Source organism: Kitasatospora sp. NPDC057738 (genome assembly GCF_042798815.1).
Classification (GTDB): domain Bacteria; phylum Actinomycetota; class Actinomycetes; order Streptomycetales; family Streptomycetaceae; genus Kitasatospora; species Kitasatospora lactacystinica.
Genome location: NZ_JBHVJT010000027.1, coordinates 89,313 through 99,959, shown reverse-complemented (window position 1 = coordinate 99,959; position 10,647 = coordinate 89,313). Strand labels below are relative to the sequence as shown.

The following is a 10,647-nucleotide window of genomic DNA, read 5'->3' as shown; positions in this document are numbered from 1 at the left end:
GCTCCCGCGGGCGGGCGGGCGGCGCTCCCGCGGGCCGGCACCCGGGCGGCCGGCGCTCCCGCGGGCCCTCGTTCGTCCCCCGGACGGCCCTCGTTCGTGTCGGCCTCCCGGGTGACCGGCGCGGCGAGAGGTGGCCGCCGGTGGTCGGCGGGACACTGGCAGTCGGGGGCCGTCCCGGGGGGCCGTGCACATGACCAGGTGGTGTGAGGCATGACCGAGGTGCTGTTGGCCGTCGGAACCGAGAAGGGCCTCTTTCTCGGCCGCAGCCGCGACCGGCTGACGTGGGAGTTCAGCGGGCCGCACTTCCCGATGAACGCGATCTACTCGGTCTCCATCGACCGCCGCGACGGCCGGACCAGAGTGCTGGTCGGCGCCGACAGCAGCCACTGGGGCCCCTCGGTCTGGCGCTCCGACGACCTCGGCGCCGGCTGGTACGAGCCGCCGCGGCCGGCCATCCGCTTCCCCGAGTCCACCGGCGCCTCGCTCACCCGGGTCTGGCAGCTCCAGCCCGCCGGGGCGGAGGCCCCCGGCGTCGTCTACGCGGGCACCGAACCGGCCGCGCTGTTCCGCTCCACCGACGGCGGCGAGAGCTTCGCGCTGGTCGAGCCGCTCTGGAACCACCCGCAGCGGTCGCAGTGGGGCGCCGGGTACGGCGGCCAGGGCCTGCACACCATCCTGACCGACCCGCGCGACCCGCAGCGGCTGCTGGTCGCCGTCTCCAGCGGCGGCGTCTACCGCAGCAAGGACGGCGGCGACAGCTGGCAGCCCTCCAACACCGGCCTGCGCGCCGAGTTCCTCCCGGAGGAGGGCCAGTACCCCGAGTTCGGCCAGTGCGTGCACAAGATCGCCCAGGACCCCGTCCACCCGGACCGGCTCTACCTCCAGAACCACGGCGGTGTCTACCGCAGCGACGACTGGGGCGCCGGCTGGCACTCGATCGTGGACGGGCTGCCCGCCGAGTTCGGCTTCGCCGTGGCCGCCCACCCGCGCCGGGCCGGCACCGCCTACCTCTTCCCGCTCGGCGGCTCGGACGACCGCATCCCGCCCGGCCGCCGCTGCCGGGTCTTCCGCACCACCGACGGCGGCACCAGCTGGCAGCAGCTCGCCCAGGGCCTGCCCGGCGAGGACCACTACGGCATCGTGCTGCGCGACGCCCTGCGCACCGACGACGCCGACCCGGCGGGCATCTACTTCGGCAACCGGACCGGCGACGTGTACGGCAGCCGGGACGAGGGCGAGAGCTGGTCGCTGCTGCTCTCCCACCTGCCGGACGTGCTCTGCGTCCGGGCCGCGGTGGTGGCCTGAAATAACCGGTTGCCGGACGGCAGAGCCTCGGTGAGCATGGGCCGCCGACGAACGATCGCACGATTGTGGGGTGGGCCATGGCCGAGGACTGGGTGGTCAGGCGCGGTGCCGACGGCGAGCCGGTGCTGCGCTACCTGCTGGACGAGCGGGAGGGACGGCCCTGGGCCGACCTGCTGGAGGTCCTGGACGGATCGGTGGACGCCGCCGGGTTCATCCGGGCCGAGCTGCCCGGCTGGGTGGTCTCCGGCCCTCCCGCGCTCGGGCAGGAGCTGGTGACGCACGGCGCGCGGGTGCTGCGGCACGCCCACACCTTCCGCCGCGACCTGCGCGCCGATCCCCCGCCCGCCGACTGGGCCGGGACGCCGCTGCGCGAGGGCCTGCGGACGGTGCCTTGCGACCGCGCGCCCGAGGAGCTGTACGAGGCCTGGCGGGGCGCGTTCCACCCCGGCCACGTCGACTTCTACCCGGGTGAGAAGGCCCAGGTGCTGGCCGAGCGGCTCGGCCTGCTGCTCGAAGGGAAGGTCATCGGCCCGGTGCTGCCGTCCAGCCTGCTGGCGGTGGACGCCGAGGACCGCGTGGTCGCCGGGCTGATCCTCACCGACCGCGACGGCCGGCCGTGGATCGCCGACGTCTTCCGCCACCCGGAGCGCGGCTACCGCGGCCTCGGCGCCGACCTGCTGCGCCGCACCGTCGGGGACGCCGCCGCGCGCGGGCTCGCCGACGTGACCCTCGTGGTGTCCGAGGGCAACCCGGCCCGCCGGCTCTACGAGTCGCTGGGCTTCCTGCTCCAGGAGACCTCGCTCACGGTGGTCGTGCCCGACGCCGCCTAGCTAGCCCTTGTCCTTGTGCCCGCCCTCGACGCGGGCGCCGCGCACCACGACCATGGTCAGGCCGACCGCGACCAGCAGCTCCGCCCAGAAGAACGCCGCGTAGTCCAGCAGCGAACCGATCGGCGGGTTGCCGGGCGCGGCGTTGCGCATGCCGACCAGGGCGAACAGCGTGGCCGCCAGCCAGCCGAGGGCGGGCCAGACGATGCCGCGCCGCTGCCGGACGATCAGCCAGGCCGCCACCAGCACGGACAGCGCCAGCGCCCACATCGCGGCCATCATGAACCAGGCCAGGATGAAGGTGCTGCGCGAACGGCTGATCCGCTCGGTCACCGCGACGCCGGGCACCGGCGCCGCGGCCCGGGTGGCCCTCACCCGGGCGTGGATGCGGACCCGCGGCCGGGCCGCCGGGCGCGTGCTCCGGACGGCCCGCCGGTGCGGCGGCGCGCTCATCGGCCTGCTCCCACGGTCGGCGGTGGCGGCTCCGGGTACCGCCTGTCCCGCCACCCTCCGGGCGGCCGCGGCCGGGGCGCAACGGCACGGGGCCGATCGGGGCGGCCGGACGCCGGCCGAAGACTCGGCAAAACAGGCTGGTCGCAGGGGCTGTGTAGGCTCAACGGTCATGGCGAGGGTGACACGGGACGATGTGGCGCGGGTGGCGGGGACGTCCACGGCGGTCGTGAGTTATGTGATCAACGACGGGCCGCGGCCGGTGGCGGCGGCGACCCGGGCGCGCGTGCTCGCGGCGGTCGAGGAGCTCGGCTACCGGCCGAACCGGGTCGCCCAGGCGATGGCCCGGCGGCGGACCGACCTGCTCGGGATGGTCGTGCCGGACGCCCGCCAGCCGTTCTTCGCCGGGCTCGCGCACGCCGTCGAGCAGGCCGCCGCCGAGCACGGCCGGCTGCTGCTGATCGGCAACTCCGACTACGCCGACGAACGCGAGGCCCACTACATCCGCGCCTTCCTCGGGATGCAGGTGGACGGTCTGATCCTGGTCACCCAGGACCCGGCCACCCCCGGGCTGACCGGCTTCGACGTGGCCGACGGCACCCCCGTCGTACTGCTGCACCACCGGGCGGAGAGCACCGGCGGCGTAGCCGTGGTCGCGGACGACCAGGGCGGCGCCCGCGAGGTGGTCCGCCACCTGCTCGGGCACGGCCACGCCGAGGTGCACTGCTTCGGCGGCACCCTCGCGCTCAGCCCGCACGACCCGGTCACCGGGCGGACGGCCGGCTGGGCCGCCGCGCTGGAGGAGGCCGGGCTGCCCGTCGAGGGGCGGCTCGTCCCGGCCCCGTTCGACCGGGTCCGGGCGCACGCCGAGGCGCTCGCCCTGCTCGCCCGGCCCGACCGGCCGTCCGCCGTGTTCTGCACGACGGACGACCAGGCGATCGGCCTGCTGCGGGCCGCCGACGACCTCGGCATCCGGGTGCCGGAGGACCTCGCGGTGGCCGGCTTCGACGACATCGCCGAGGCGGTGATCGCCGGGCCCGCCCTGACCACCGTCGCCACGGCGCAGGACGAGATGGCCCGCGCCGCGCTGGAACTCGTCCTCGGCGGGCCGGAGCGCCGTGCCCGGGGCGCCCGCACCTTCCCGGCCCAGCTGGTGGTCCGGCGCTCCTGCGGCTGCCCGCCGGCCGCGGCCTGACCCCCGGGGTGCCCGGGGGCGCCGGGGCGAGAGGATCCGGGGCCGCTCAGTCTTCGAGCAGTTCGTCCGCGAGCAGGTCCATCAGCAGGTTGTCGTGCCAGGTGCCGTCCGGGCCGCGCTCGTACTGGCGCATGGTGCCGACGGTGCGGAAGCCGACCTTGGCGTAGCAGCGGATCGCGGCGAGGTTGTCCTCCGCAGGGTCGATCACCAGCCGGTGGTAGTGGTGGTCGTGCACCAGGTGCCTGGCCATCGTGCGCACGGCGTCGGTGCCCAGGCCCAGGCCGTGCACCGTCGGATCGAGGTAGAGGTCCATCCCGGCGTGCCGGTACTCGTCGTCGTTGTTGGCGTACCACTGGATGGCACCGACCACCTTGCCGCCGAGGTCGATCGCGAAGGTCTCGGTGCCGGGAGACTCCAGGTCGTTGGCGACCTCGCCGGCCAGGTCGTCGCCGCCCCGCCAGCGGGAGAACACCTCGGGCGTGCCGCGGATGGCCGCCAACGCCGGGATGTCCTCGCCGGTGGCCGGGCGGAGCGTGACCAAGGTGCCGTGAAGAATCGTCCCCATATGGGGCATGTTGGCACGGAAACCCGGCTCCGGCGAGTGTTTTCGGACCGCCGTCCGGCCCTTCCGGCGTGCGGCCGCCGGGCCGGGGCGGCAGGGCCCGTGGGATGGGCGGCCGGGCGTCAGGCCGCGGGGGGCGCCGGGTCGCCGAGGGGGCCGAGCCAGACGGCGGTGACGGAGCTGACGTAGCGGGCGCCGCAGCGGTCGTCGGGGACGACGAGCTGCGGGCCGGCCGCGTCCAGCGGGGCGCCGTCCATGCTGGTGGCGAGCAGGATCTGCTGGCCGCCGAAGTCCGGGTCGATCTCGGCCCAGGAGACCACCGCCCGGTGGCCGTCGGCGCCGGCCACCGAGAGCAGGAAGCGCAGCCGCTGCTTGCGGCCGGAGAAGTCGATCCGCGGGCGGGCGGCGCGCAGCACGTCCAGCAGTGTCGGGCCCTCGTAGCCGTGGCGCTGCTCGCCCGCGCTCCGGCAGTCGAAACCGACCTCGACCCGGCGGGCGGGGAGGGCGCGCAGTTGCGCCACCGTCAGCTCGGCGGGGCGGTCGAGGTGACCGTGGAGTCGGACGGTGGGTCTCGCCGGGGTCATGGGTGCTCCCTCCTCGCGGGCCACGGCGCCGCGGCCCGCGAGGAGGACTACCCGAGGGGGCGCTCGGGCATTCGCAAGTGCCAGGGCGAATGCCGCCATTCATCCGCAATTGCGATGGCTAAACCCCTGCGCGGCCGGTATCTGCGATCAGCCGCCGTCGAACTGCGGCGCCCGGCGGACGGGGCGGACACCGCCCGGGGCGGACGGCGGACGGGGCGCAGCCGTCGCGGAGCGGGAGGAACCGGAAAGATTCTCCGCGACGTGTCGATCTGGCACCATCCGGTTCGACGCAGGGGTGAGAGGCGGGGAGAGACCCCGCCCGCACGACCGAGGAGTCACCATGCCGCGCTTCATGACGCTGATCCGCATCGACGAGCAGGCCCGCGAGGGATGGGAGCCGGACCCGGACTTCGAGCAGCGGATGGGGGCCCTGTTCGAGGAGATCACCAAGGCCGGCGTGATGCTGGAGACGGCCGGCCTCACCCCGAGCTCCCAGGGCACCCGGCTGACCTGGACCGGCGGAAAGATCGGCTTCACCGACGGGCCGTTCACCGAGACCAAGGAGGTCGTCGGCGGCTACGCCCTCCTCCAGTGCAAGGACCACGCCGAGGCCCTGGAGTGGACCCGCCGCTTCCTGCGGGCCCACCCGGTGCACTGGCAGGTCGAGGCGGAGGTCCGGCAGATCGACGAGATGCCCGAGCCGCGGAATTGACGTCGTGGCCGTGCTTGCCCCCCTCTCCGGCGGCTGCTCTGATGGGTGGCCGTGACGGAGAGGGTTGTTACCCGAGGAACCACGGCGGCGGCCGTCGAGACGGCGTTCCGGATCGAGTCCGCCCGGATCATCGCCGGGGTCGCCCGGATCGTACGGGACGTGGGCATCGCCGAGGAACTGGCGCAGGACGCACTGGTGGCCGCGCTGGAGCAGTGGCCGCATGAGGGTGTCCCGGACAATCCGGGCGCCTGGCTGACGGCAACCGCCCGGCACCGGGCGATCGACCTGGTCCGCCGCCGGGAGGTCTACGCCCGCAAGCTCGCCGAGGTGGGACGGACGGCGCAGGACACGCCGCCCCCGGAGCCGGCCGGGCCGGAGGACATCGACGACGACCTGCTGCGGCTGATCTTCACCGCCTGCCACCCGGCGCTGTCGGCGGAGTCCCGGATCGCCCTCACCCTCCGGCTGCTCGGCGGGCTGGCCACGCCGGAGATCGCCCGCGCCTTCCTGGTGCCCGAGTCGACGGTGGCGCAGCGGATCGTCCGGGCCAAGCGGACGCTGGCGAAGGCGGGGGTGCCGTTCGAGGTGCCGTACGGGGAGGACCGGGCGCAGCGGCTCTCCTCAGTGCTGGAGGTCATCTACCTGATCTTCAACGAGGGCTACTCGGCGACCGCCGGGGACGACCTGATCCGCCCCCAGCTGTGCGAGGACGCGCTGCGGCTGGCTCGGGTGCTGGCCGCGCTGATCCCGGCGGAACCGGAGGCCCACGGGCTGGCCGCGCTGCTGGAGTTCCAGGCCTCGCGCACGGCCACCCGGACGGGCCCGGACGGTCGGCCGCTGCTGCTGGCCGAGCAGAACCGGGCCCGCTGGGACGGGCTGCTGATCCGGCGCGGCTTCGACGCCCTGCGGCGGGCGGGAACTGGGCCGTACTCGGTCCAGGCCGCGATCGCCGCCTGCCACGCCAAGGCGCGGCGGTACGAGGACACCGACTGGGCGACCATCGCCGCGCTGTACGAGCGGCTACTGGCGCTGTCGCCGTCCCCGGTGGTGGCGCTGAACCGGGCGGTGGCGGTCTCGATGGCCCGGGGCCCGGCCGCGGCACTGGAGCTGGTGGACGAGCTGGCGGCGGAGCCGGCGCTGCGCGGCTACCACCTGCTGCCGAGCGTGCGGGGCGATCTGCTGGCCCGGCTGGGGCGGGTGGCGGCGGCCCGGGCGGAGTTCGAGCGGGCGGCGGGGCTGACCCGCAACGAGCGGGAGCGGCAGCTGCTGCTGGAGCGGGCGACGGCGCCCGACCAGGCCGGGCCAGGACGCCGGGGCAGGTCGCAGGGGCCGGGGCCGGGGCCGGGGCCCGCGGCAGACTAGGCGTCCTCCAGGCGCAGCCGGGCGCTGACCGTGCCGAGGCCCTCGGCGAGCACGGCGAGCTGCTCGCGGGTGAGCACGTCGATCAGCAGCTCGCGCACCAGGGCGACGTGTCCGGGCGCGGCCTGGCGCAGCGCCTCCCGCCCCTGGTCGGTGAGTTCGGCGATGACGCCGCGCACGTCGCTGGGACAGGAGCGGCGGGCGACCAGGCCGGCCCGCTCCAGCTGGGTGACCTGGTAGGTCAGGCCGCTCTTGGAGGTGACCAGCTTGTCGGCGAGTTCGGTCATCCGCAGCGAGCCGCCGGGGGCCGCGGACAGGTGCACCAGGATCTCGTACTGCTGGTGGGAGAGCCCGGAGTCCTCCTTGAGCTGGCGTTCCAGCCGCCGGTTCAGCAGGTTGCTCGCGACGACGAAGCCCCGCCAGGCGGCCGCCTCGTCCGGGTCCAGCCAGCGGGGTTCGTTCAGTGAGGGCATGGGGTGAAGCCTACTCCTGTTGTTCAAATTCGAACGAAGGTGTACCGTCGATCCCATAGACGGTTCAAATTTGAACTATCCCTGTCGAACGGTCCCGAGGAGGACGCCATGAGCACCGCGGCCCCCGAGCGCATGCCCGCCCTGTACCTGTCGCACGGCGCGCCGCCGCTGGCCGACGACCCGGTCTGGCCGGGCGAACTGGCCGCCTGGTCCGCCGACCTGCCCCGACCCAGGGCGGTCCTCATGGTCTCCGCCCACTGGGAGGAGGCCCCGCTCGCCCTCGGCGCCGTCACCACCGTCCCGCTGGTGTACGACTTCTGGGGCTTCCCCGAGCACTACTACCGGGTCCAGTACGCCGCCCCCGGCGCACCGGAACTCGCCGAACGCGTGCGCAAGCTGCTGCGCGCCCCCGGCACGCCCGTCCAGGACATCCCCGAGCGCGGACTCGACCACGGCGCGTACGTCCCGCTGGTGGAGATGTACCCGGACGCCGACGTCCCGGTGCTCCAGGTCTCGCTGCCCACCCTCGACCCGCAGCGGCTGATGGAGATCGGCCGCAAGCTCGCCCCGCTCCGCGACGAGGGCGTGCTGATCGTCGGCAGCGGCTTCTTCACCCACAACCTCCGGGCGCTCAGCAACGACGGCCGGATCACCTCGGTGATGGCCGAGTTCGACGACTGGGGCCGGCGCGCCCTGGAGGCCCACGACCTGGACGCGCTGCTCGACTTCGAGCACAAGGCCCCGGCCGGACGCCTCGCCCACCCCCGCACCGAGCACTTCGCCCCGCTGTTCGTCACCCTCGGCGCCGGCGAGGGCGACCTGGACAGCCAGCGCAGCGTCATCGACGGGTTCTGGATGGGCCTGGCCAAGCGCTCGATCCAGCTGGGCTGAACCCCTCGTGCGGAACCTCCCGGGGTTCCGCGCGAGGAACGGCGGTCGGGGCGCCCGCCGGTGCACCCGGGCTACCCCGACCCCGCCGTCCGGCCTATCGTGTGACGCTCCGTCGAAGGAGTGATCATGCGCAACGGCGACGCCGTACGAACCGCCCTGGAAGCCTCACTGGCGGTCCTCGCCCCGCACACCGCGGACCGCGACTGGGACCTGCCCGCCGGACTCCTGGAATGGAGCTGCCGCGACACCGCCGCCCACATCGCCCACGACCTGCTCGCCTACGCCGGCCAGCTCGCCGCCCGCCCCCGGGACCGCTACCTGCCGCTGGACCTCACCGTCCGGCCCGAGGCCGACCCGGCCCAGGTGCTCACCGTGGTCACCGCCGCCGGACAACTCCTCGCCACCGCCCTGGACGCCGCCCCGCCCGAGCTGCGCGCCTACCACCACGGGCCCTGCGATCCGTCCGGCTTCGCCGCCATGGGCGTCGCCGAGACCCTGCTGCACACCCACGACATCACCAGCGGCCTCGGCCTGCCCTGGCGGCCGCCCGCCGAGCTGTGCCGCCTCGTGCTCGACCGGCTCTTCCCGCACGCGCCGCAGGAGCCGGCCGCCCACCCGGCGGAGGTCCTGCTCTGGTGCACCGGGCGCGGGGAACTGAACGGCCGCCCGCGCGAGTCCTCGTGGATCTGGCGGGCGGCCGTGGGCGAGTGGCCGGAGTGAGGCCGGCCCGACCGGTCAGGCGGCCCCGGTCGCGACCCGCTCGGCCTGGCTGCGCTCGACGCAGAACTCGTTGCCCTCGGGGTCGGCCAGGGTGACCCAGCCCTTGCCGTCCGGGGTGCGGTGGTCGGCCAGCACGGTGGCGCCCAGGGCGACCAGGCGCTCCACCTCCTCGTCCCGGCCGCGGTCCTGCGGTTGGAGGTCGAGGTGGGTCCGGTTCTTCACCGACTTGCCCTCGGGCACCCGGATGAAGAGCAGCGAGGCGCCGGCGGAGTCCACCAGCGCCTCGTCGTCACCGGGGTTGTCGTCCTCGCCCAGGGTGCCCTCCAGCGCCCGGGCCCAGAAGGCGGCCAGGGCGTGCGGGTCGGCGCAGTCGATCGTCACATGTCGTACCAGAGAAGCCATGCGTCCACTCTCACCTGCACCGTTCGATTTCGTCCAGCCTTTTCCGGGAGTGCCGGTGCCCGTCCAGCGGGTACGGCGGGAAGGCCGGGACGATCTCCGTGAAGGCGTAGCCGCTCTTCTCCGCGACCCGGCAGGAGGCGTGGTTGTCGCCCGCATGGAGCAGGTCGATCCGGCGCAGGCCGTCCTCGGCGAAGGTGGCGAAGGCCCAGGTGGTGAGGGCCTCCACCGCGCGCGGGGCCACCCCCCGGCCGCGGGCCGGGGCGGTCGTCCAGTACCCCACCTCCGCCGTCCCCCCGCCGGGGGCGGGGTACTTGAGCGCGACGTTGCCGACCAGCTCGCCGCCGTCCAGGACGGCGAAGCTGTACCGGGTGCCGGCCGCCCGGCCCTCCTCCTGGGCGCGCAGCCAGTGCGCGGCCTGGTCGGCGTCGTCCACCAGGGTACGGAGGAAGCGGCGCAGGGTCTCGTCCCGGTAGGCCTCGATCAGGGCCGGCGCGTCGGCGTCCTCGAACGGGCGCAGCAGCAGGCCGTCGGCCATCGGCAGTGCGGCGACGGTCACTTGAGGCCCTCCCAGCCCCAGCGCGGGGTCGGGCCGGGATCGCCGAGGTCGGTGCCGACCGGGGAGGCGGAGACGTCCTCGGCGATCCTGGTGCCCCAGTCGAAGTACTCCAGCACCCGGCGGCGCAGCAGCTCGTCCTCGGGCAGCTCGGCGCGGACGGCCTCGGCCATCAGCTCCATCCAGCGCAGCCGCTGCTCCTCGGTGATGGCCAGGCCCAGGTGGGCGCGGAGCAGCGCCTGGTGACCGCCCAGTTCACCGGTGTAGCCCGCCGGGCCGCCGAAGACCTCGGCCAGCCAGACCGCGACGCGCTCGATGTGGGTGGGGGTGAAGTCGGCGAAGACCGGGGCGAGCAGGGGGTCGGCGAGGACGTCCCGGTAGAAGGTGCGGCTGAGCCGGCGCAGGGCTTCGATGCCGCCGACGGCCTCGTAGAGCGGGCCGGACCGTTGATCGTTCATGGGTGTGCTCCCCGTGGTTGGACCGTGCGTTGCGACCTTCCTAGCAGGCTGGGGGGGGGAAAAACCGCCCGGGCGCCCCCCCCTCCCCCAATTTTCCGCTACCCACGTTCCGGCCTGAGAGAAAAAAGACAACAAAAAGGGGGGACCCCCCCTTCC

General features: G+C 74.6%; 14 protein-coding genes. 7 read left to right on the top strand and 7 right to left on the bottom strand.

From position 1 onward, the window contains the following. The first annotated feature begins 210 nt into the window (after positions 1-210). Together ACFVGO_RS17400 and ACFVGO_RS17395 are read left to right on the top strand one after the other, a co-directional pair. Complete coding sequence (locus ACFVGO_RS17400) at positions 211-1,305, top strand: exo-alpha-sialidase (protein WP_359900164.1); 1,095 nt, start codon at positions 211-213, stop codon at positions 1,303-1,305. A 77-nt stretch (positions 1,306-1,382) separates the two neighbouring features. Further along, positions 1,383-2,135: a GNAT family N-acetyltransferase gene (locus tag ACFVGO_RS17395; RefSeq protein ID WP_359900162.1), complete on the top strand. Its 753-nt coding sequence runs from the start codon at positions 1,383-1,385 to the stop codon at positions 2,133-2,135. Here the strand turns inward: ACFVGO_RS17395 and ACFVGO_RS17390 are convergent, their stop codons facing one another. Continuing rightward, positions 2,136-2,585, bottom strand: coding sequence for a DUF4436 family protein (locus tag ACFVGO_RS17390; RefSeq protein WP_380632560.1), 450 nt, complete (start codon positions 2,583-2,585; stop codon positions 2,136-2,138). Positions 2,586-2,754: 169 nt separating this feature from the next. Between ACFVGO_RS17390 and ACFVGO_RS17385 the strand changes: the two genes are divergently transcribed. Then, positions 2,755-3,777, top strand: coding sequence for a LacI family DNA-binding transcriptional regulator (locus ACFVGO_RS17385; RefSeq protein ID WP_359900158.1), 1,023 nt, complete (start codon positions 2,755-2,757; stop codon positions 3,775-3,777). 46 nt (positions 3,778-3,823) lie between these two features. On the opposite strand, the gene ACFVGO_RS17380 is transcribed toward ACFVGO_RS17385, so the two are convergent. Together ACFVGO_RS17380 and ACFVGO_RS17375 are read right to left on the bottom strand one after the other, a co-directional pair. Next, on the bottom strand, positions 3,824-4,342 hold the full coding sequence (locus ACFVGO_RS17380; protein ID WP_359900156.1) for a GNAT family protein: 519 nt from the start codon (positions 4,340-4,342) through the stop codon (positions 3,824-3,826). Between the two features lie 119 nt (positions 4,343-4,461). After that, a complete protein-coding gene (locus ACFVGO_RS17375) occupies positions 4,462-4,923 on the bottom strand; it encodes a molybdopterin-dependent oxidoreductase (RefSeq protein WP_359900154.1) in 462 nt (153 codons plus the stop codon). Between the two features lie 340 nt (positions 4,924-5,263). On the opposite strand from ACFVGO_RS17375, the gene ACFVGO_RS17370 reads away from it, so the two are divergent. Together ACFVGO_RS17370 and ACFVGO_RS17365 are read left to right on the top strand one after the other, a co-directional pair. Beyond that, positions 5,264-5,635 carry a YciI family protein gene (locus ACFVGO_RS17370; protein WP_359900152.1) on the top strand — a complete coding sequence of 124 codons (372 nt, stop codon included), beginning with the start codon at positions 5,264-5,266 and terminating at the stop codon, positions 5,633-5,635. A 51-nt stretch (positions 5,636-5,686) separates the two neighbouring features. Then, positions 5,687-6,997 (top strand): RNA polymerase sigma factor, encoded by a 1,311-nt coding sequence (locus ACFVGO_RS17365; protein ID WP_380632554.1) that lies wholly within the window; start codon positions 5,687-5,689, stop codon positions 6,995-6,997. Here the strand turns inward: ACFVGO_RS17365 and ACFVGO_RS17360 are convergent. Next, a complete protein-coding gene (locus tag ACFVGO_RS17360; protein ID WP_359900199.1) occupies positions 6,994-7,458 on the bottom strand; it encodes a MarR family transcriptional regulator in 465 nt (154 codons plus the stop codon). The genes ACFVGO_RS17365 and ACFVGO_RS17360 overlap by 4 nt on opposite strands. A gap of 117 nt (positions 7,459-7,575) precedes the next feature. On the opposite strand from ACFVGO_RS17360, the gene ACFVGO_RS17355 reads away from it, so the two are divergent. Both ACFVGO_RS17355 and ACFVGO_RS17350 read left to right on the top strand, forming a co-directional pair. After that, entirely contained in the window at positions 7,576-8,358 is a 783-nt protein-coding gene (locus tag ACFVGO_RS17355) for a class III extradiol ring-cleavage dioxygenase (protein ID WP_359900149.1), read from the top strand. A 126-nt stretch (positions 8,359-8,484) separates the two neighbouring features. Next, on the top strand, positions 8,485-9,078 hold the full coding sequence (locus ACFVGO_RS17350; protein WP_359900147.1) for a maleylpyruvate isomerase N-terminal domain-containing protein: 594 nt from the start codon (positions 8,485-8,487) through the stop codon (positions 9,076-9,078). A gap of 15 nt (positions 9,079-9,093) precedes the next feature. Here the strand turns inward: ACFVGO_RS17350 and ACFVGO_RS17345 are convergent, their stop codons facing one another. From ACFVGO_RS17345 to ACFVGO_RS17335, 3 genes are read right to left on the bottom strand one after another with little or no spacing between them, the layout of a single operon-like run. Next, positions 9,094-9,480, bottom strand: coding sequence for a VOC family protein (locus ACFVGO_RS17345; RefSeq protein ID WP_359900145.1), 387 nt, complete (start codon positions 9,478-9,480; stop codon positions 9,094-9,096). A 10-nt stretch (positions 9,481-9,490) separates the two neighbouring features. Then, complete coding sequence (locus tag ACFVGO_RS17340) at positions 9,491-10,015, bottom strand: GNAT family N-acetyltransferase (RefSeq protein WP_359900197.1); 525 nt, start codon at positions 10,013-10,015, stop codon at positions 9,491-9,493. A gap of 17 nt (positions 10,016-10,032) precedes the next feature. Then, positions 10,033-10,491: a group II truncated hemoglobin gene (locus tag ACFVGO_RS17335; RefSeq protein WP_380632550.1), complete on the bottom strand. Its 459-nt coding sequence runs from the start codon at positions 10,489-10,491 to the stop codon at positions 10,033-10,035. Positions 10,492-10,647 lie beyond the last annotated feature (156 nt).

Coding starts and splice junctions, on each gene's coding strand:
- ACFVGO_RS17350 (WP_359900147.1), top strand. CDS start 8,485: ATGCGCAACGGCGACGCCGTACGAACCGCCCTGGAAGCCTCACTGGCG.
- ACFVGO_RS17345 (WP_359900145.1), bottom strand. CDS start 9,480: ATGGCTTCTCTGGTACGACATGTGACGATCGACTGCGCCGACCCGCAC.
- ACFVGO_RS17375 (WP_359900154.1), bottom strand. CDS start 4,923: ATGACCCCGGCGAGACCCACCGTCCGACTCCACGGTCACCTCGACCGC.
- ACFVGO_RS17400 (WP_359900164.1), top strand. CDS start 211: ATGACCGAGGTGCTGTTGGCCGTCGGAACCGAGAAGGGCCTCTTTCTC.
- ACFVGO_RS17380 (WP_359900156.1), bottom strand. CDS start 4,342: ATGGGGACGATTCTTCACGGCACCTTGGTCACGCTCCGCCCGGCCACC.
- ACFVGO_RS17395 (WP_359900162.1), top strand. CDS start 1,383: ATGGCCGAGGACTGGGTGGTCAGGCGCGGTGCCGACGGCGAGCCGGTG.
- ACFVGO_RS17385 (WP_359900158.1), top strand. CDS start 2,755: ATGGCGAGGGTGACACGGGACGATGTGGCGCGGGTGGCGGGGACGTCC.
- ACFVGO_RS17370 (WP_359900152.1), top strand. CDS start 5,264: ATGCCGCGCTTCATGACGCTGATCCGCATCGACGAGCAGGCCCGCGAG.
- ACFVGO_RS17340 (WP_359900197.1), bottom strand. CDS start 10,015: ATGGCCGACGGCCTGCTGCTGCGCCCGTTCGAGGACGCCGACGCGCCG.
- ACFVGO_RS17355 (WP_359900149.1), top strand. CDS start 7,576: ATGAGCACCGCGGCCCCCGAGCGCATGCCCGCCCTGTACCTGTCGCAC.
- ACFVGO_RS17335 (WP_380632550.1), bottom strand. CDS start 10,491: ATGAACGATCAACGGTCCGGCCCGCTCTACGAGGCCGTCGGCGGCATC.
- ACFVGO_RS17390 (WP_380632560.1), bottom strand. CDS start 2,585: ATGAGCGCGCCGCCGCACCGGCGGGCCGTCCGGAGCACGCGCCCGGCG.